This window comes from Tessaracoccus caeni, assembly GCF_029211185.1.
In the GTDB taxonomy this organism is placed as follows: domain Bacteria; phylum Actinomycetota; class Actinomycetes; order Propionibacteriales; family Propionibacteriaceae; genus Arachnia; species Arachnia caeni.
This window is the reverse complement of sequence record NZ_JARGDO010000001.1, coordinates 462,571-482,732: the sequence shown is the minus strand read 5'-3', so window position 1 is coordinate 482,732 and position 20,162 is coordinate 462,571. Positions and strand designations below refer to the sequence as shown.

The 20,162-nt window shown below is 63.4% G+C and carries 17 protein-coding genes; 11 read left to right on the top strand and 6 right to left on the bottom strand.

Annotation, left to right across the window (positions count from 1 at the left end; all coding sequences use genetic code 11):
- Nucleotides 1–177: 177 nt before the first annotated feature.
- From P0D62_RS02235 to P0D62_RS02200, 8 genes are all read left to right on the top strand, one after another.
- Complete coding sequence (locus P0D62_RS02235) at nucleotides 178–315, top strand: hypothetical protein (RefSeq protein WP_275700974.1); 138 nt, start codon at nucleotides 178–180, stop codon at nucleotides 313–315.
- Entirely contained in the window at nucleotides 312–3,407 is a 3,096-nt protein-coding gene (locus tag P0D62_RS02230) for a type I restriction endonuclease subunit R (protein WP_275700973.1), read from the top strand. Before P0D62_RS02235 ends, P0D62_RS02230 begins: the two co-directional genes overlap by 4 nt.
- The gene (locus P0D62_RS02225; RefSeq protein WP_275700972.1) at nucleotides 3,394–4,122 is read left to right on the top strand and encodes a M48 family metallopeptidase; all 729 of its coding nucleotides are present in this window, start codon (nucleotides 3,394–3,396) and stop codon (nucleotides 4,120–4,122) included. Before P0D62_RS02230 ends, P0D62_RS02225 begins: the two co-directional genes overlap by 14 nt.
- On the top strand, nucleotides 4,122–6,488 hold the full coding sequence (locus P0D62_RS02220) for an AAA family ATPase (protein ID WP_275700971.1): 2,367 nt from the start codon (nucleotides 4,122–4,124) through the stop codon (nucleotides 6,486–6,488). The genes P0D62_RS02225 and P0D62_RS02220 overlap by 1 nt, the downstream gene beginning before the upstream one ends.
- 17 nt (nucleotides 6,489–6,505) lie before the next feature.
- Complete coding sequence (locus P0D62_RS02215) at nucleotides 6,506–7,471, top strand: CBASS cGAMP-activated phospholipase (protein ID WP_275700970.1); 966 nt, start codon at nucleotides 6,506–6,508, stop codon at nucleotides 7,469–7,471.
- Nucleotides 7,468–8,814, top strand: coding sequence for an SMODS domain-containing nucleotidyltransferase (locus P0D62_RS02210; protein ID WP_275700969.1), 1,347 nt, complete (start codon nucleotides 7,468–7,470; stop codon nucleotides 8,812–8,814). The genes P0D62_RS02215 and P0D62_RS02210 overlap by 4 nt, the downstream gene beginning before the upstream one ends.
- A 131-nt stretch (nucleotides 8,815–8,945) precedes the next feature.
- Complete coding sequence (locus P0D62_RS02205; RefSeq protein ID WP_275700968.1) at nucleotides 8,946–9,536, top strand: type IV toxin-antitoxin system AbiEi family antitoxin domain-containing protein; 591 nt, start codon at nucleotides 8,946–8,948, stop codon at nucleotides 9,534–9,536.
- 95 nt (nucleotides 9,537–9,631) lie between these two features.
- Nucleotides 9,632–10,495 carry a nucleotidyl transferase AbiEii/AbiGii toxin family protein gene (locus P0D62_RS02200; protein ID WP_275700967.1) on the top strand — a complete coding sequence of 288 codons (864 nt, stop codon included), beginning with the start codon at nucleotides 9,632–9,634 and terminating at the stop codon, nucleotides 10,493–10,495.
- A gap of 300 nt (nucleotides 10,496–10,795) precedes the next feature.
- Here P0D62_RS02200 and typA read toward each other — a convergent pair whose 3' ends face one another.
- Nucleotides 10,796–12,658, bottom strand: coding sequence for a translational GTPase TypA (gene typA / locus P0D62_RS02195; protein ID WP_275700966.1), 1,863 nt, complete (start codon nucleotides 12,656–12,658; stop codon nucleotides 10,796–10,798).
- 473 nt (nucleotides 12,659–13,131) lie between these two features.
- On the opposite strand from typA, the gene P0D62_RS02190 reads away from it, so the two are divergent.
- Nucleotides 13,132–13,584 carry a hypothetical protein gene (locus P0D62_RS02190; protein ID WP_275700965.1) on the top strand — a complete coding sequence of 151 codons (453 nt, stop codon included), beginning with the start codon at nucleotides 13,132–13,134 and terminating at the stop codon, nucleotides 13,582–13,584.
- A gap of 281 nt (nucleotides 13,585–13,865) precedes the next feature.
- Complete coding sequence (locus tag P0D62_RS02185) at nucleotides 13,866–14,522, top strand: hypothetical protein (protein ID WP_275700964.1); 657 nt, start codon at nucleotides 13,866–13,868, stop codon at nucleotides 14,520–14,522.
- Nucleotides 14,523–14,685: 163 nt separating this feature from the next.
- Here P0D62_RS02185 and P0D62_RS02180 read toward each other — a convergent pair whose 3' ends face one another.
- From P0D62_RS02180 to dhaK, 5 genes are all read right to left on the bottom strand, one after another.
- Complete coding sequence (locus P0D62_RS02180; protein WP_275700963.1) at nucleotides 14,686–16,017, bottom strand: endonuclease/exonuclease/phosphatase family protein; 1,332 nt, start codon at nucleotides 16,015–16,017, stop codon at nucleotides 14,686–14,688.
- An 88-nt stretch (nucleotides 16,018–16,105) separates the two neighbouring features.
- Nucleotides 16,106–16,549 carry a DUF3151 domain-containing protein gene (locus tag P0D62_RS02175; protein WP_275700962.1) on the bottom strand — a complete coding sequence of 148 codons (444 nt, stop codon included), beginning with the start codon at nucleotides 16,547–16,549 and terminating at the stop codon, nucleotides 16,106–16,108.
- Between the two features lie 37 nt (nucleotides 16,550–16,586).
- Nucleotides 16,587–16,997 (bottom strand): dihydroxyacetone kinase phosphoryl donor subunit DhaM, encoded by a 411-nt coding sequence (dhaM, locus tag P0D62_RS02170; RefSeq protein WP_275700961.1) that lies wholly within the window; start codon nucleotides 16,995–16,997, stop codon nucleotides 16,587–16,589.
- 4 nt (nucleotides 16,998–17,001) lie between these two features.
- On the bottom strand, nucleotides 17,002–17,640 hold the full coding sequence (dhaL, locus tag P0D62_RS02165) for a dihydroxyacetone kinase subunit DhaL (protein ID WP_275700960.1): 639 nt from the start codon (nucleotides 17,638–17,640) through the stop codon (nucleotides 17,002–17,004).
- On the bottom strand, nucleotides 17,637–18,632 hold the full coding sequence (dhaK, locus tag P0D62_RS02160; protein WP_275700959.1) for a dihydroxyacetone kinase subunit DhaK: 996 nt from the start codon (nucleotides 18,630–18,632) through the stop codon (nucleotides 17,637–17,639). The genes dhaL and dhaK overlap by 4 nt, the downstream gene beginning before the upstream one ends.
- Nucleotides 18,633–18,871: 239 nt before the next feature.
- Here dhaK and P0D62_RS02155 point away from each other — a divergent pair, with 239 nt between their 5' ends.
- Complete coding sequence (locus P0D62_RS02155; RefSeq protein WP_275700958.1) at nucleotides 18,872–20,155, top strand: adenylosuccinate synthase; 1,284 nt, start codon at nucleotides 18,872–18,874, stop codon at nucleotides 20,153–20,155.
- The last annotated feature ends 7 nt before the right edge of the window (nucleotides 20,156–20,162 follow it).

Here is a 20,162-nt window from a genome sequence, read left to right as displayed (position 1 = left end):
TGATCAGCCTCCACCGACTCACTGGCGCCACCAACATCGCCAAAGCCCTCAGATACACCGCCAGAGATCCCGACCGGGCCCTCAAACTACTCCTGACAACCTAAAACACGACTTTGACGGCACCCTGGTTCGATCCCGCTCAGCATTCCTAGAGAACATGCCGAGCAGCGAGCAATCGTGGGCGTTCTATCGGACGCCGACGACGAGATCGCCGCGCTGGAGCGTCGCCTCGAATCTGCTCGGGCTATCAAGCAGGGCATGATGCAGGAGCTGTTGACCGGCCGGACTCGCCTCACTGAGGAGGTCGCAGCATGAGCACAGTAGGTCAGATCGAACGCAAGACGCAGAACCGTGTCATGGCTCTCTTCCGGGATCGGCTCGGCTACCAGTACGGCGGTAACCGTGAGGATCTCGACAACCGCAACATCGACGAGGCTCTGCTGGTCCAGAACCTGAAGGCTCGCGGCTACGACGACGAGCTGATTCGTCGCGCGGTTTCGCAGCTCCTGACCGCCGCCTCTCTGGCGGATGGCCAGAAACTCTACGACTCGAACCGCAAGTTCTACGAGCTGCTGCGTTACGGCGTCAAGGTGAAGCGCGATGTCGGCGAGACCACCGAGACGGTATGGCCGATCAACTGGGAGAGTCCGCAGGCCAATCACTTCGTGGTGGCCGAGGAAGTCACCATCAAGGGCGAGCACACCAAGCGCCCCGACATCGTGCTTTACGTCAACGGCATCGCACTGGGCGTGATCGAGCTGAAGCGCTCGTGGGTCAGTGTCAGCGAGGGCATCCGCCAGAACATCGGCAACCAGAAGCAGCACTTCGTCCGGCCGTTCTTCACGACCGTCCAGCTGTTGTTCGCGGGCAATGATGTCGAGGGCTTGCGCTACGGCGTGATCGATACGCCCGAGAAGTACTGGCTCGACTGGAAGGAGTCCGGTGAGGAGCCGAATCCCCTCGACCGTTCCCTGCTCCAGATGTGCTCCAAGGATCGGTTCCTGGAGATCATCCGTGACTTCATCGTGTTCGACTCGGGGGTCAAAAAGACCGCCCGACATAACCAGTTCTTCGGCGTCAAGGCGGCCCAGGAGCGAGTCCGCAGCCGCGAGGGTGGCATCATTTGGCACACGCAGGGCTCGGGCAAGAGCCTGACGATGGTCTGGCTGGCGAAGTGGATTCGTGAGCATCAGACGGACGCTCGCGTGCTGATCATCACCGACCGCACCGAACTCGATGAGCAGATCGAGAAGGTGTTCGGCGGCGTCAACGAGTCGATCTATCGCTCGTCTTCGGGCGCCGACCTCATCGGCAAGCTCAACCAGAGCCAGCCTTGGCTGCTCTGCTCGCTCGTCCACAAGTTCCGCTCCGGCGACCAGGCTGACGGCGCAGACGAAACCGGCAGCGATGAGTTCATCAAGGAGCTGGGCTCCCGTATCCCGGCCGACTTCAAGGCCAAGGGCAACCTGTTTGTCTTCGTCGACGAGGCGCACCGTACTCAGAGCGGCAAGCTGCACAAGGCGATGACCGCCCTGCTACCGGAAGCGATGTTCATCGGCTTCACCGGCACGCCGCTGCTCAAGGCCGACAAGATGACGAGCATCGAGACCTTCGGTTCGTTCATCCACACTTACAAGTTTGATGAGGCTGTCCGCGACGGCGTGGTGCTCGACCTGCGCTACACGGCTCGAAACATCGACCAGGAGCTCGTCGGCTCAGGGAAGGTTGACGACTGGTTTGACATCAAGACCAAGGGACTGACCGACCTCAGCAAGGCGCGCCTCAAGAAGAAGTGGGGCACTATGCAGAAGGTCGTGTCGGCTCGTTCGCGTGCCGGGATGATCGTGCAAGACGTCCTGATGGACTTTGAGCGCGAGCCGCGCCTGCTGTCCGGTCGAGGCAACGCGATGCTGGTGAGCGAGAGCGTCTACCAGGCCTGCAAGTTCTACGAGATGTTCGTCCAGGCAGGCTTCAAGGACAAGGTCGCCATCGTGTCGAGCTATGTTCCGGCTGCTACCTTGATCTCGAAAGAAGACGCTGGTGCGGGCGACAACGAAGAGTTGATCAAGTACGACATCTACCGCCAGATGCTGGCGGATTACTTCCGCGAGTCGGCAGACCAGGCAGTGCTGCGAATCGGGGAGTTCGAGAAGGACGTCAAGCGTCGCTTCATCGAAGAGCCCGGCCAGATGCGGCTGCTGATCGTGGTCGACAAGCTCCTGACCGGCTTCGATGCCCCGAGTGCCACCTATCTCTACATCGACAAGAAGATGCGGGACCACGGCCTGTTCCAGGCCATCTGCCGCGTCAACCGCCTCGACGGCGACGACAAAACCTACGGCTACGTCATCGACTACCGAGACCTGTTCAAGTCGCTGGACCAGGCCATCTCGGACTACACCTCCGGTGCTCTCGACGGCTACGCCAAGGAAGACATCGAGGGACTGCTCAAGGACCGCACGGAGCAGGACCGGCAGGATCTGGACGAGGCCCTAGAAAGAGTTCGCGCCCTCTGCGAACCCGTGGCTCCGCCGAAGGGAACGCTAGAGTACCAGCACTACTGCGTCTCGTTCGAGCCGGGCGACGCAGCGCAGATCAAGCTCAACGAGCCGAAGCGCGTCGAGCTGTACAAGTCGGTCGCATCGCTAGTTCGTGCCTACGGCACCCTGGCAAACGACATCGAGTTGGCCGGTTATACGGCTGCAGAAGCGGCCTCGATCAAGACTGAGGTCGCCCACTACGTTGCCGTCCGTAACGAGGTCGAGTGTGGCGCCGGCGAGAACATCGACATGAAGCAGTTCGAAGCAGGCATGCGTTCGCTGCTCGATACCTACATCCTCGCCAAGCCGTCCGAGACGGTGGCGACGTTGGACCAAGGCTTGGTCCAGCTGATCGTCAAACGTGGCGCCGGTGCCATCGACACGTTGCCGGAAGGCATTCGCAAGAACCCCGAGGCGGTAGCCGAGACCATCATCAACAACGTCCGCAAGACCATCGTCGATGAACGGGCGCTGAACCCGAAGTACTACGACCGGATGTCTTCGCTGCTCGACGCGATCATCAAGCGTCGTCGTGAGGAAGCCGAGGCTTACGCCGACTTCCTCAGCGACCTCCTCTCCCTGACAGCTCAGGTCGGTAAAAAGGAGTCGGACGCAGCCTACCCTGCTTGGGCATCAACTCCGGCTCGTCGGGCGCTGTGCGACTTCACCTGGCCAAGCGGAGTCTTCATCGAGATCGAGTACCTGAGCGACGTCATTCAGAACAACAAGGAGCACGGCTGGGCGGGCAATCCCATCAAGGAGCGTGCCCTGGCTCGTGCGCTTCGCCGCGAGCTGCCTGACGGCTTCGAGGTAGAACGTCTGGAGGCACTCGTGACGCTTCTCAAGGAGCACGATGAGTACCGCTAGCGCCTACCTCACTGTCGCAGGCCTCGGGATTGATGTTGTCTACAAGGACATCAAGAACCTGCACATCTCGGTCTACCCGCCGGTCGGGCGAGTTCGTGTTGCGGCCCCGGCGACTACCGACGAGGAGACCATCCGCCTAGCGATCGTCCAACGTCTGCCGTGGATCAAGCGTCAACGCGAGCAGTTGCAGCAGGCAGATCGCCAGACCAAGCGGGAGATGCAGTCTGGTGAGACTCACTACGTCTGGGGCCAGCGATACCGGCTCGATGTTTCGCGCACTTCGGGCAGTTTCCATGTCGAGACCAAGGGGCAGACGCTCTGGGTGGTTACGCCTGCTGACGCCGACAGCGAGTCCAAGCTCGCTGCCCTGGAGCGATGGTACCGCCGCGAAATCAAGGCTGCCGTGCCCGCTCTGCTTGCCAAGTGGCAACCGATCGTGGGAGTCGAAGCCGACAAGATCGTCGTGCGACGGATGAAGACCAAGTGGGGCACCTGCATGGCGCATTCCCGCGCGATCTGGATCAATCCCGAACTGGCCAAGAAGAACCCACGGTGCCTCGAGTACATCGTTGTTCACGAGCTGACGCACCTCCACGAGCGCAGCCACAACCAACGGTTCACCGACTTGATGGATCAGTTCTTGCCGGACTGGCGTGCACGCCGCGACGAGCTGAACGCCGCTCCGCTGGCTGACGAGGATTGGGAGATGGACTGATGCTGAAGCGATTCGACTGGATCAAGGGCTGCGGGTTCTTCGAGAACTACCGCTGGGATACGACGCTGCCCGACCTTGCCCGCATCAACGTGATCTACGGGCCAAACGGCACAGGTAAGACCTCCCTGGCGGGAGCCTTCGACGGCATCCGCAATCCACCGGACGCCGAGGGCTATCAGCATCTGTCGGTTTCAATAGATGACGGGACGGCTCGAACGACCAACGGCAACGACGACGCCTTCTTCGACCGTATTCATGTTTTTAGCGCGCACTACGTTGGTCGTAGCCACAACTTCGCCGCTGGAAACGCTGATATGCCTGCCGTGCTGACCCTCGGTGAGAAGCCTGTCGACGCAGAGCAGAAACTGGAGCGGCTCCGCGGTGAACTTGTGACCAAGCTGAAGGAACGCGAAGAGCAGACGAAGCTCGAAAGCGACGCCGAGCATGCCGCCAATGTTGCTTACGGTAAGGTCTCACAGCAGGTCGTTGATGCTGCTAGTCGTGCTGGAGGCCGGTGGAAGTCGCGGGGCAACTTCAGCGCAGGCGTTGTACGTAACGCTTTCGGAAAATCTCACGCCAGCTGGAAATTGCTCACGGAGCAGGAGTTGCGGAGAAGCCTTGGGATTGTGAACTCTGACAAGGCCGATGCGATACCCGAGGAGCAACTTGCGATCGTCGCCCCGGATGGGCTGTGCGAACGTCTGGCCGCGACCCTTTCGACAACCCCGACGACCATCATCCTCGACACGCTCAAAGCCCACCCAGACGCCACGAGCTGGGTCGATGAAGGACGGCATCTCCACGATGGTGTCGAAACCTGCATCTTCTGTGGCTCCCCGTTTTCTGACGAGCGACGCACTCTCATTGACCAGCACTTCTCCGATGCTGTTCAGCGTTTGCAGTCCGACCTTCGCTCTGTGGCCACTGACCTTCGCGCATTGATGATGTCGGTAGACGCTGAGATCGCAGGTCTGCCGAGCAAGGGTCTCTTCTTCGAGGATCTCCGGCCACGGTACGACGAGGCGAACAATGAGGTTCGAGCGGAGCTGACGGCTCTGAAGTCCTGGGTGACTGAAGTGCTGGCACGAGCCGAGACCAAGCTGAGCAACGTCTTGAGCCCAGTTGATGCGGTCGTATCGGAGCCGCCAACGGTTTCGGCGACGGCCATGCTCGGACTCAGAACCGAGCACAATAGCCGCGTCAGTAGGCACGACCAACTGATCCAGACGGCAGCAGAGGCAATCGAGCTGCACTACCTGAAGGCGTCGGAGGCCAGCGTCTCCGAAAGCGTCGCCAAGGCCTCCGCAGCCAAGGCAGCGGGTGAGGCTCTTGACGAGACGATTGCTGGAATCCGCGCCGATATCACCTCGCTCGAAACCGTCGATGGCGACCCGATGCCGAGCGCGAAGGTTCTTACGGATGAGGTGACCCGACTACTGGGCCGCAACGAGCTCAAGTTCGAGTTGGTGAACGGACGCTACCAAGTCACTCGTGACGGGCAGCCTGCTCAAGGATTGAGCCTCGGTGAACGAACTGCCATCACGATGATTCACTTCCTCGAGCAAGTGGCCAAGTTTGACTCGTCCAGAGGCAAGCCAATCGTCATCATCGACGATCCCGTCTCCAGCCTCGATAGCGACATCTTCATGGGTGTCTCCACCCACATCTGGACCGAGGCGATCGTTAAGGACCACATTGAGCAGCTCTTCCTGCTCTCCCACAACTTTGAGCTGTTCCGCCAGTGGGACATCCAGATTGAAGCTCTACACAAAAGCGGAAAGATGGAAGACGGACGCAGGTTCAGGGACGTCTACCCGGCCGAGTTCTACGAGATCCGCTCCCAGCATGTCACTCAAGCTGGTTCAACGAAGCGGCGTCCAGTGCTTGCAAAGTGGCCGCCGTCAGAGCGAGCACGCAAGATGATCCGCTCGACCTATCACCATGCGTTCATGGCCCTGGCCGATGCGCGGCTTCAGCTTACCGCTGACGACTCCGTAGAGAACCGACTCAACGCACAACTACTCTTCCCGAACGTCATACGTCGAGCGCTCGAGACGTTCCTCGCGTTCAAACACCCGGAGTGGGTCGGGAACCTGAACAGTGCGATGCGGAAGTCTGCTGAGCTGCTGCGAACAGCTGGTTTTCAGGGTGACGCCGATGCTCTGCGACTTCGACTCACGAGGTATGCCCATGCATACTCGCACAGCGAGTCGCCAGCGACCGATATCACCGTCAGCCCCGACGAAGTCGCCTCAGCGATCGCTTCGGTATTCGAGTTCATGCACTGCCTGGACGAAGCTCACTTCGACGGACTGTGTGAGGTAGTCAACATCGAGCCAGCAGACTTGCTGCCTCCTTTGCTGTAGGCGATGGAGGAAGCTCTGTGACCCAAACCGACTCGTCCTTCCCTGCTTACCGCATCCTGACCATTGACGGCGGAGGCATCAAGGGCGTCTTTGCGGCGTCGCTGCTTGCTGAGTTCGAGACGAGCCTCGGTAGCCCGCTCGTTGAGTGCTTCGACCTGATCGCGGGTACCTCGACCGGTGGCATCATCGCTATCGGCCTGGGGCTGGGACTTTCAGCTCAGGAGATTCTCAACTTCTACGAGAAGAACGGTCCGGCAATCTTCGCCGGGCGTCGTGGCCGCTCATTGCGGCCGCTGTTCGCCGCCAAGTACAACTCCAAGCCCCTGCATGATGCTCTGATGGAGGCGTTCAGCGACAAGCTTCTCGGCGAGAGCACAACCCGGCTGCTGATCCCGTCATTGAACCTCGATACCGGCGAGGTCCACGTCTTCAAGACTGCTCACCACACCTGCTTCGTGCGGGACTACAAGGAGAAGGCGGTCGACGTCGCACTCGCCACAGCAGCGGCTCCAACCTATTTCCCTACCCACCATCTGGGGACCGGCGAGCCACTCGTGGATGGCGGGATGTGGGCGAACAACCCGATGGGGGCCGCAGCGGTTGAGGCCATCGGTGTGCTTGGGTGGCCCCGCGGCGACGTCAAGCTCTTGGGAGACGGGTGCACGGAGTCTCCGCCGGATACCGCAAATCGGCGATCTCGCGGCCTCCTCAACTACTGGGCCAAGCGACTGGTGAGCATCTTTATGGCCGGCCAGTCTTCATCCTCCTTGGGGACAGCCCAGCTGCTACTCGGTCACGACAACGTGCATCGTATCTCTCTCAACGTCAGTGGTGGACGGTACAAGTTGGATGGAGCCAACGCGATCAGTTCACTCAAAGGACTTGGGGCATCGGAGGCTCGGAAGGAGTATCCGAAAGTGCACTCGACGTTCTTCGCTGAACAGCGCCAGCCCTTCGTGCCGATGAAGGAGGTCGAACGATGAAGCTGATCAAGCACTTCGACGCCTTCCTCAAGAACAAGGTCAACTTGAGTGACGGGCGCATCGCAACGCTCGACAAGCGGGTCGACGCGGTGAATAGCTTCTTGTCTAGGGGGGACGATGTCATCTCGAGCAACTTCATCGACCTGATTCCGCAGGGTTCTTACGCGCACCGCACGATCATCAATCCAGTCGACACGAACGACGAGTTCGATGCAGATGTGCTGCTGGATCTGAAAGAGGTCGATGGCTGGGAGGCGGAGGACTACGTAGAGCAGCTTTATCAGGTCTTCCGCTCGAGCAGCACCTACAAGGACATGGTCCGCCGCCGGAGCCGGTGCGTCACCGTGAACTATGCGGACGAGTTCCATATGGACGTGGTGCCGTTCTTGACTCGGCACGGCGAGCGGTTCATCACGAACCGCAGCACCAACCAGTTCGAGCGCACGAACCCCGAGGGGTTCAATGAGTGGCTCGATGGCCAGAACCGCATCACGAGTGGCCGCTTGGTTAAGGTCATCCGCCTGCTCAAGTACATCAGGGACTTCAAGAACAACTTCTCGGTGAAGTCCGTGATCTTGACGATCCTGGTCGGCGAGCAGGTAAACGACGCGGCTCTCTGGGCAGACCCAGACCACTACAAGGACGTGCCCACGGCGCTCGTCAACCTCTTGACGGATCTCAACGTGTACCTGCAGGAGAATCCGTCGATGCCGAGCATCGACGACCCGAGCTGTCCTACCGAGAACTTCAACCACCGCTGGAACCAGGAGCAGTACGCCAATTTCCGTAAGTGGATTGCGACGTACACCAGCTGGGCGAAGGATGCCTACGATGAGTCAGACCCTGACGAGAGCTACACGAAGTGGCGAAAGCTCTTTGGTGACAAGTTCGGCACCTACGACACAAGCCGCTCCAAGGCCTCGGAAGCCCACCGCTCGGTTGCGGGCATCCGCGACACGGAAGAGTTCATTGACAGCAAGTTCGCGGCAGTTGCCATCAATCCTGCGTACTCCATCAAGTTGCAGGCCAAGACGGTGAGCCGGAACGGATGGCGGAACTTTGTGCTCGCGACCCGCGGCAACAAGGTCAGCCCCGGGCGGAACATCACCTTCAGTATCAAGTCGTCGAACATTCCCGGTTCCTACGAGCTGTGGTGGAAGGTCCGCAATGTGGGACCAGAGGCGATAGCCAAGAACATGATCCGAGGGCAGATTGAGCGAGACCGCGGAAGCCGCTCCCGAACCGAGCCCGCTAGCTTCCGAGGTAGCCACTATGTCGAGATCTACGCGGTGCAGAACGGTGTTGTGGTCGCCAAGGATCACCACCCGGTGATCATCCAGTAGTGATCATGGATGCTGGCAACTCGAACGAGGTCGATATGCGAAGGGGCTTCCCGTCGGAAGCGGTAGGTACGAGTGAGTAGGGATGGATAAAAAACACACATGATCGCGTGACCTGTGTAAGGATTATATCCATGAAGGAGTTGGCTGAGTCGCTCCCGTCGACGTTCACGACGGGGACTTCGCGGGCGCACGGCGTGCACCCGCGAGATCTGTATGCCTGGCGAGACGAAGGGCGGATCGTTGAGCTCTCGCGGGGCGTCTTCCGGCGAGCGGACGCGCCCCCGGCGTCGTACCCCGACCTGATCGCGGTGGCGCACCGGGTGCCTCGAGCCATCGTGTGCTGCGTGTCAGCTGCCGCGATTCACGATCTGACGGACGAGATGCCGGCATCTGTGCAGATCGCCGTGCCCAAACGATCGCATACGCCGGCGATCACGTACCCGCCAGTGACAGTGCTCCGGTTCGATGAGGCCACGTTTGAACTCGGGCTGACCTCGTTCGAGGCCGGTCCGGGAGAACCGGTGCGTATCTACGACGCGGCAAGGACGGTGGTGGATCTCATGAGATTTCGGAAACGCCTTGGGGAGCCGATCGCGCACGCCGCATTGCACCGTTACCTGACTACACCAGGCGCTCGACCCGCAGTACTACTGGACTACGCGGAGGCGCTGGGGACGTTCGGCCCCGTGCGCGCTGCCCTTGACGTTGCAAGTGCCCGATGAGCCGGCCAACACGAGATAGCGCCGCAGGGCGCGCGTACCTCGACCTGCAGAACCAGGCCCGCCGTCAGAAGCGGGGGACGCAAGAACTCCTCACGATGTACGTTGTTGAGCGGTGGCTGTCGCGTATGTCGCGCTCCGCGTACGCCGATGATTTCATCTTGAAGGGCGGGATGCTGCTGGCCTCATTCGGCACCCGCCGTCCGACCGTCGATGCCGACGCACTCGCCCGCAACATGGCATCCGACGATGAGACAGTCGCTCACCGCGTCGCTGAGATCGCCGCGATTGCGGATCCGGGCGACGGGGTGGAGTTCCTGCCCGAGACCATCACGACCGCCGTTATCCGTGACGATGCCCTGTACTCGGGTGTGCGAGTGACGATGACCGCGCAGCTCGCTACCGCGCAGGTCAAGCTGCGCTTGGACATCAACTTCGGTGACCCTGTCACTCCGGCTCCGCGTACAGTCGAGTTGCCGGCATTGCGACCAGATTCGCCGCCGATCCGTATCCTGGGGTACCCGATCGAGACCGTGCTTGCGGAGAAGCTCGTCACTGCGATCGAGCTGGGAAGAGCGAACACCCGCGTGCGTGATTTCGCTGACATCCACCTCCTGACCGGCACTCAGGTAGTGCAGTGCGGCTCCCTACGCGACGCACTCACGGCAACCGCCGAGTTTCGAGGCACTGCATTGGTTCCCCTGGCGCGCGCTGCTGACGGGCTCGGGGAGCTACGCGACTCGACCTATGTCGCTTACCGGAAAGGCCTAGGCGAGGTGGGTGCAAGTCTCCCGCCGCGGTTCTCCGACGTGGTGGCTGCCGTCGCGGCATTCGTCGATCCGGTGTTCAGTGGGTTGGCGGTTAAGGCTGTGTGGAAGCCAGCGGAACGCGGATGGAGTCTCGAAGGGTCCGGGATTGCTTCGGGATCGACGGAATCCGGTACAGATGGACCGCACCTGTGATGGTTTCTGACGGCCAACTCAAGAAGCCCGAGATGGACAACGCAATGACCAGCGAACTTGGCTGTCAGTGCCGAGTCGAGGGCTGCCGTTGTGACGGCATCGCCGATCTTGCCGAGCACGGTTTCGAACGATGCGCGTGCTGCCTTGCCGACTGCCCTGACGTTCACGATGAGCCCTCCGTTGGGGCCCTAAAACCCTCAGCGGGAGACGAGTGAGGTCGTATCAACCCGCGACAACAGCAAACCTGCTCGAACCGCGTCTTCACGCGATTCGAGCAGGTTTACGCGGAGGCAGAGTGCCTCAGTTGTTCTTTGCTCGGCTGCGTTCCTTGGCGCGCTCGTGGCCGACCAGGGTGGTCTTACGGATGCGGACCACCGCAGGCGTGACTTCGAGGCACTCGTCGGGACCGCAGAACTCCAGCTGCTGCTCCATCGACATCTTCCGGGCCGGAATGAGGCGCTCCAGTTCCTCACCGGTGGAGGAGCGCACGTTGGTGAGCTTCTTCTCCTTGGTGGGGTTGACGTCCATGTCCTCGGCGCGGGGGTTCTCGCCGACGACCATGCCCTCGTACACCTCGTCGCCGGGGGAGACGAACAGCACGCCGCGCTCCTGCAGGTTGAACAGCGCGTAGCCGGTGACGACGCCGGTTCGGTCGGCGACCAGGGAGCCCGTCGCGCGGGTGCGGAAGGCGCCGGCCCAGGGCTCGTAGCCTTCGGCGACGTGGTGCATGATGCCGGTGCCGCGGGTCTCCGTCAGGAATTCCGTGCGGAAGCCGATCAGGCCGCGCGCCGGCACCAGGAACTCCAGGCGAACCCAGCCGGTGCCGTGATTGACCATGGTCTCCATCCGGCCGCGGCGCGTGCCCAGCAGCTGGGTGACCGTGCCGACGTGCTCCTCGGGCACATCGATGGTGAGGCGCTCGACGGGCTCGTGCACCTTGCCGTCGATCACCTGCGTGACCACCTGCGGTTTGCCGACGGTGAGCTCGAAGCCCTCGCGTCGCATCATCTCCACCAGGATGGCCAGCTGCAGCTCGCCACGGCCCTGCACCTCCCAGGTATCGGGACGCTCGGTGGGCAGCACCTTGATCGACACGTTGCCGATCAGCTCCTGCTCAAGGCGGGCCTTCACCAGGCGGGCGGTCAGGTTCTTGCCCGACTTGCCGGCCAGCGGCGAGGTGTTGATGCCGATGGTCATCGAGATCGACGGCTGGTCGACCGTGATCAGCGGCAGCGGCTTGGGGTTCTCGGGATCGGAGAGGGTCTCGCCGATGGTGATCTCCGGGATGCCGGCGATCGCGACGATGTCGCCCGGCCCCGCGGACTCGGCGGGAACGCGCTCCAGCGCCTCGGTCATCAGCAGTTCGGTGAGCTTCACGTTCTTGACGGTGCCGTCGGCCCGGCACCAGGCCACCACCTGGCCGCGCTTCAGCTCGCCCTCGATGATCCGGCACAGCGCCAGACGGCCGAGGTACGGCGAGGCGTCGAGGTTGGTGACGTGAGCCTGCAGCACCGCGCCTTCCTCATAGGTGGGAGCGGGGATGTGCTCGAACAGGGTGTCGAACAGCGGCTCGAGGTTGGAGGAGTCGGGCATCTCGCCGTCGGCGGGCTGGGTGAGCGACGCCCGGCCGGCCTTGGCCGAGGCGAAGACGATCGGGAAGTCGAGCGCGTCGCCGGCGTCGTCGTCGAGGAGATCCATGAACAGGTCGTAGGTCTCGTCGACCACCGCGGAGATGCGGGCGTCGGAGCGGTCCACCTTGTTCACCACCACGATGATGGGCAGCTTCTTGGCCAACGCCTTGCGCAGCACGAAGCGGGTCTGGGGGAGTGGGCCCTCCGAGGAATCGACCAGCAGGATCACGCCGTCGACCATCTCCAGCCCGCGCTCCACCTCGCCACCGAAGTCGGCGTGGCCGGGGGTGTCGATGATGTTGATGATCATGTCGGTGCCGTCGGGGCGACGATGCTTGACCGCAGTGTTCTTGGCGAGAATGGTGATGCCCTTCTCGCGCTCGAGGTCCATCGAATCCATGACCCGCTTGTTGACGTCGGAGCCTTCCCGGAATGCGCCGGACTGCCACAGCATGGCGTCGACGAGGGTGGTCTTTCCGTGGTCGACGTGCGCGACGATCGCGACGTTTCGCAGGTCATGACGAATGGGCATGCGCATCTCTCCAAGGGATTGCTGGGGTGTTCCGGGCTCTGAGGGTGCCGGTGACATCACCTCGGGAAACGCCGGACGACGGAAGTCCGAGGCCCAAGTGTACGGGTGTGACCGTGCCGTGCCCTAATGCTGATCCCGACGGGGGAGTTCTCCACAGCCTTGTCGCAAACCCTCCGCGTGCATGGCCGGCCCTGGTTGAATGGGCGGACGAGTTCACCGGTGGGGAGGGGAACGCTGCTGATTCGTGGTGTGAACCACGTGATCTCGACGGTGCCGATGGAGTTGATGAGATGCGAAAGTCTGTTCGCGTTGCTGTTGTGGTTCTCGCGACCGTGCTCGTTGGTGCTTGCACGCCCTCCGAGCCGGACCCAACGACGTCACCGTCGCCCACGGCCAGCACCTCGACCAAACCCAGCCCCACACCGTTGGAGTCCCCGAGTCCTTCGGTGTCTTCGAGTCCTAGCCCCACTGCCTTGGAGTCGTTCCCTGACGACACGTCGGGAGATACCCCTGAACAGGCGGAGATCCGCGCTGGTTGGCAGGCGTATCACCAGACGCTGGACAAGTTCGCTAAGGATCCCACGCTGATGGACCTGAGCGAGATCCAGTTGGTTACCGTGGGCCAAGAAGCCGTTGAGATCGTTCGCTCCATACAGTTCTTTAGGGATGAGGGCTTGAAGCAGGTTGGCGATGCGGTGTTCCGAGACGTTGAGATCGGCGAGCCCAGCACGAATGGCGATGGCGTGAGGACCGCCCATGTCACATACTGCCTCGACCGCACCCAGATCAAGGCGGTCCATGTCGATACCAATGAGGAAGCTGAGGGTCTGGTTGCCCAGAATACGAGATTTGACCTTCTCATGGAGCAGGGCGCTGACGATATCTGGAGGGCGGCCCTTCTAAAGACGATTGACCTCAAGTGCTGATGCGGGTACGTGTCGTTGGGCCGCTCCTTGGCATCATCGCTGCACTTGCGAGCCAGGTCGCCTATGCCGACTTGCCGCCCGGAGTGTCTACGGACGGCCTCGGATACATCCGGAATGACGAATCCGGAACGGTGGGGGACTCCGGTGACGGTGACGCGCGGCCCACCAATGGCAAACGTTCGAAGGGTGGCACGACGACCTGTTCTTACCAAGGGCGCGAGGTTTCATGTTCGACCGACGCGGGCATCTGGAGCCCGACGGTGAGCGGGTGGTGCAGGGCTATGGATCCCCCACCTCCGAAGACCGATTTTGCGTGGAACGGCAACACAGATGGCGCGGTCTATCTCTGCAGCCCTCCGCTGTTCAACAGCGCTGATCCTGACTACGGGTTGACATTCACGCGGTGGCTGCCTGGCGCGCCTGCACTTCCGCCGCCCGATCCGGAAGAACTCGCGTGGCGTGCCGTCGCGGAGCTTCAGCTTTCCAAGGTGACGATCGCGACCTTCCCGCAGGCGACGTCGAAGAACTCGGACTCGATGGGCATCGTCGGCTTCCCCGTACCGGTGTGGGCGGATACCTCCCAAACGGATCTCGGGTCGCGGACCGCGAGCGCATCGGAGCGAGGCTTCACCGTCTCGCTGACCGCGACGCTGGACAAGGTCGTCTGGGACTTCGGTGATGGGAGCCAAGCGGTGACCTGTTCCGGACCAGGCGCGCCGTACACGAAGTCCACTCTCTCGCCGGAGCACAAGGTGGTCTGCGGCTATCAAAGCGGCTACCGGAAGCAGGGCGATTACACCATCACCGCCACTGCGCATTGGGACGTGGCCTGGACGGGTATCGGTCAGTCCGGGACGATCGAGCAGGAGCTGGTCTCGGAGGAGCAGCTCAGGGTCGGTGAGTATCAGGTGGTCAACGTGATGCCGAAGTCACCGTGAACTGATCGAGGCGGATTTCGTTCAGTCGCCCACCGATCCGGCGTCAGCGGGGTTCTGAACGTCAGCATGCTGACATCCATAGCCTGGCTGAGGCCTGGAGCGCCTCAAACCTGACGGACTCAACCTGGATAGCCAGCCGGCCCGACGCATTCGACGTCTCGGATCAGGCGCCGGTCTTCGGCAGGCCGGGCTTCACCGGGGGCGTTGCGGTCGGCTTGGCGGAGGGAGACGGTGTGGGCGACGGAGACTCCGACGGCGTCGGAGTCGGCGACGGGGTGGGCTTCTCTCCGGCGATCGTTGCGGTGACCCACACCAAGCGGTGGTCCGACGTCGGGAAGGGGTAGGTGCCCGTGAGGCGTGACAGCGGATCGGAACTGACCGGCCACCAGACCCCGGCGTCCTTGACCGTCATCGTCGCCGAACTCAACAAGACGTAGTCCACGCGCAGGTTGCCCGGAGCGGGGTCGTCGCCGAAGTCGGCGGTGTCGAAGCGCGCCTCGCTGAGGTGGCTGTCGTTGGCGCCGCCCTGCTCAGCCGCCTCGACGGCGCCCTCGGAGGTGGGCTTGGGATCCAGCACCGCCGGTGCGTCGAGCAGTTGCTGGATGGCTCCGGGCTCTGAGTCGCCGTCGTTGGGATCGGAGTTGTAGTCGCCCAGCACCACGAAGCTGCTGCCAGCCGGCAGCCCTCCGGTGGCGCCGTCGTCGTCATAGAGATAGTCGGCGTCATCGGAGACGTAGTCGGCCCACAGCCGGATCTCGTCGTGGTTGCGCAGCTTGTTGCGTCGCTCCGGTCCGTCGAACGACGGCGGGGTGGGGTGCGCCACCAGGACGTGCACGATGGTTCCGTCGACGTTCACCGGCACATCCGCGTGGGTCTTGGATGACAACCGCACGGCCTTGAGTTCCTCCGCTGAGAACCAGTCGGCGGGCTCAGCCGTGTCCGGGTTGTCCGGCAGCAGCGCCCCCGGCATGTCGCCCCACAGGAAGTTCTGGAAGGTGCGCACGTCATCGGCCAGGATCGGGTACTTCGAGTAGACCACCAAGCCGTATTGACCGGGGAAGGTGCCGAAGCCGAAGGCATCGTCCGGCCCGCCGACGGTGCCGTCATTGTTCAAGTCGTGGCCGCTCGGCACGCCCGTGTTGACCGGACCGGTCCAGGAGTACGGAAACTCGATGGGATCCGCGCCGTTCTGTCCCACCGCGAGATAGTTCTCCGCGAACAGGCGCACGGCCTCGCCGTCGGCGTCATAGTCGAACTCGTTGACCAGCACGATGTCCGGGTTCGCCCGCTGGATGGTCTCTGCGGCGTTGCGGGCCTGCTCGTTGTCGCCGGTGGACAGATCGGCCAGCAGCTGGCCCTCGGCGTTCCGGTTGAGGCTGGCATTGAAGGTGGCGAAGGTCACCTCGGGCTCATCGGCCCGGGCCAGAGCCGGTGCGGCGAGCGTGCTGGTGGCGCACAGTGCGACGGTCAGCAGGATGGACCTCGTTCGGGACATGATGGCTCCTCACAGTCGACGGCGACGTGTCACCAACCTTAGAGGTTCCGACGGGATGAACTCCCGATGAATGGTGGCGGAGGGGCCGCTACGAGACCGCCCCGTCGGCCAGCACTTGGTAGGCGGTCTCCGAGGAGTCGCGGAGGAACTGGGCGCAACGCTCCTGCTCCTCGGTCTCGCCGATCCGGCCGGCGGCGACGCTCAGCGCCCAGAGCGCTCGCAGGAAGCCGCGGTTGGGCTCATGCTCCCAAGGAACGTGGCCCGAACCCTTCCAACCGTTGCGACGCAGCGTGTCCAACCCGCGGTGATACCCGGTGCGCGCGTACGCGTAGGCCGCCAGCGAGTTGCCCAGGTCGTCGTCTCGGAGACAGGTTTCCGCGAGCAGCGCCCAGCACAGCGACGACGACGGGTGCCGGCTCACGACCTCGAGGAACCCCTCCTTGCCGTGCTCTGCGATGTCAGCCAGCGCGGGATCCTCGGGCAGTTCGACAACGACCGAATTCGCCAGCAGATTGGGGTGCGTCTCGCTCATGTCTCCACCCTAACGGACTCGTTGTGAGGCGCCGGAATCACCGCGCGCCGATGTGCTTCACCTTGGACGCCAAAGCCCCTTCGGCGTCCTTGGCCACGGCCTCAAGCGAGCCGCCCATGGAGGCGCGCACGATCCCGGCGACGAGCCCCTCGACGAAGGGGGCCGCGACGATCCGATAGGTCGCCGGATCGCCGTCGAGGAACTCGATGGCCATCTCCGCGCTCATGATCGCCGAGCCCAGATCGGTGAAGATCGCCACCCCGTCACCCTGATCGACCGTGCCGATGGCCGTCATCACCTCCGCGGCGTCGGTGCCGAACCCGCCGTCGGGAGTGCCGGCGGCGATCTCCAACGGCGGCGGATCCTTGTGCACCATCTCGGAGGCCAAAGCGACGGCGGCCTCTGCCAGCGCGCGGCTATGCGAGACCACCACGATGCCTACGGTCACCGGCTCAGCCCTCCAGCGCTTCGGCGAGCGACGCGAACAAGAGCGCGGTCGACGTCGCACCCGGATCCGTATGGCCGGCGGACCGTTCGCCCAGGTAGCTCGCCCGGCCCTTGCGGGCCACCAGCGCAGTGGTGGCATCGCGCCCCGCGGCGGCCGCGTCGCGAGCGGCCTTCGCGGCGTCGGCAGGCGTCGCGCCGGAACCCGCGGCGGCCGCGAAAGCCTCCGTCGCCGGCGTCATCGCGTCGACCATGGTCTTGTCGCCCAACTCGGCCCGGCCCCGCGCCTTGACCCCATCGAGTCCGGCCAGCAGCGCCTTGGCGAGAGCTCTGGCGTCGAGCTCGGCGTCGCCGAGGGGCGCGGCCGCCTTCATGAGGAAGGTTCCGTACAGCGGCCCGCTAGCGCCACCGACGTTGCTCACCAGGGCCATTCCGGCCTGGCGCAGCAGGTCGGTGGCGCTGGCGAACTCCTTCTGATCGAGCAACGCGACAATCGCACCCATACCGCGATGCATGTTGGCCCCGTGATCGGCATCCCCGATCGCGGAATCCAGGTCGGTCAGGAGATCCTTGTTCTCGGCGATATGAGCGGCGAAACGCCTCAGCCAGTCGGCGACGACGGCGGTCGTGGAAGTGGTGTCAGTCACACTCCCCACCTTAGGCCCGACGTGTTCACCGGGGCATCCCACAAGCGCAGCAGTTCGTCGTCGGCCTTGGTGAGGCTGAGCGAGCAGCCGGCCATGTCCAGGCTGGTGACGTAGTTGCCGACGAGGACGCGTGCCACGGTGACGCCCGCCGCGTCCAGCAGCGCCTTGACCTCGCCGTAGGCGACGTAGAGCTCGATCAGCGGCGTGCCGCCCAGGCCGTTCATGAGGACGATCACCGGGGCGCCGGTGAAGTCGTAGTCGGCGAGGATCGGATCGACCAGCTGCCTTGCGATCTCCTTGGCCGTGCCCAGCGGACGACGCTCGCGGCCGGGCTCGCCGTGGATCCCGATGCCGATCTCCATCTGGTCTTCGGGAAGATCGAACGTCGGATGCCCGGCGGCCGGAACGGTGCACGAGGTCAGGGCCACGCCCATCGAGCGACTGCTGTCGGCCACGCGGCGCGCGATCTCGGCCACCTCGGCCAGCGACTTGCCTTCTTCGGCAGCGGCACCGGCGATCTTCTCGACGGCCAGCGTGCCGCCCACACCGCGTCGACCGGCGGTCCACGTCGAGTCCTCGACGGCCACGTCGTCGGCCACCAGCACCGATTCGACGGCGATATCCAGGTCGGCGGCCATCTCCGCGGCCATCTCGAAGTTCATCACGTCGCCGGTGTAGTTCTTGACGATGTGCACGACGCCGGCGCCCGTGTCGGCGCGCTGCGTCGCGGCCAGCACCTTGTCGGGAGTGGGTGAGGTGAACACGGCACCGGCGCACGCGGCGTCCAGCATGCCGGTGCCGACGAAGCCGCCGTGCAGCGGCTCGTGGCCCGAACCGCCGCCGGAGATGAGCGCGACCTTGCCCGCGGGCTTGGGCTCGGCGCGGTAGATGACCTGGGTGTCGTGGTCGACGCTCAGCTCGGGATGAGCAGCCTCGATGCCGATGAGGGCGTCGGTCACCACGTCGTCGGGGGAGTTGATCAGTTTCTTCATCCGGAGCTCCTAAAGCCGAATCGGACAGCGCCTGCACTGGCGCCACCGCACCTCGATGGTTACTCATAGCTTGCCTCAATTGGGCGTGCGACAACAGGGGTGAGACAAGGCCAAACAGTCCGATTGAACGTCCGCGCAGCGACGCTGTGTAGGAGATGCACGAACTCTCACGTAGAATGCGGTTGCAATGCCCCGGTGCGATGCGCGGGGCTTCGTCCATGTGTGGAGGTAATTGACCCATGCCAAGCGTGATTGTCGTCGGTTCTCAGTGGGGAGACGAAGGCAAAGGTAAGGCGACCGATCAGCTGGGGGACAGGGTCGACCTGTGCGTCCGCTACTCCGGCGGCAACAACGCCGGGCACACCCTGGTGGTGAACGGCGACAAGTTCGTGCTCCACCTGCTGCCCTCCGGCATCCTCAACCCCGACACGGTGACGGTGATCGGCAACGGCGTGGTCGTCGACCTCGACGTGCTCGCCCAGGAACTCGAGGAGCTCACCTCCCGCGGCGTGGACGTGCCTCATCCGCTGATCTCCGCCAATGCGCACATCATCACCGAGTACCACAAGGTGATCGACAAGGTCACCGAGCGCTTCCTCGGCAAGCGTCGCATCGGCACAACCGGCCGCGGCGTCGGCCCCTGCTACTCCGACAAGGTCAACCGGCTGGGCCTGCGTATCCAGGACATCTTGGACGAGTCGATCCTGCGCCAGAAGGTGGAGGCCTCGCTGGAGCAGAAGAACCAGCTGCTGGTGAAGGTCTACAACCGCCGCCCGATCGAGGCCGAGGAGATCGTGCAGGGCCTGCTCAAGCACGCCGACGTGATCCGGCCGCACATCGTAGACTCCGGTCGCTACATCAACGACGCGCTCGACGAGGGCAAGGTGGTGCTGTTCGAGGGCGCCCAGGCGCATCACCTCGACGTCGACCAGGGCACCTACCCCTACGTCACCTCCTCAAACCCGACGGCGGCAGGCGCCACCACGGGCGGCGGCGTCGGTCCCACCCGGATCGACCGCGTGATCGGTATCGCGAAGGCCTACACCACCCGCGTGGGTGAGGGCCCGTTCCCGACGGAGCTGTTCGACGAGCACGGCGAGCGACTGCGCCGCGAGGGCGCCGAGTTCGGCGCCACCACCGGACGTCCCCGCCGCTGCGGCTGGTTCGACGCGCTGATCGTCGAGCAGGCCTCGAAGATCAACGGCTTCACCGACATCTTCCTCACCAAGCTCGACATCCTCTCCGGCTGGGACAAGATCCCGGTCTGCGTGGCCTACGAGGTCGACGGCGTGCGCCACGATGTGATGCCGATGACGCAGTCCGACTTCCACCACTCCAAGCCCGTCTACGAGTACCTGGACGGCTGGGCCGAGGACATCTCCGACGCGCGCACCTTCGACGATCTGCCGGCCAACTGCCAGGCCTACGTCAAGCGCCTGGAGGAGCTGATCGGCTGCCGGATCAGCGGCATCGGCGTGGGTCCGGGCCGCGAGCAGTCGGTGGCCATCCACGACCTGATCTGATCGGAGC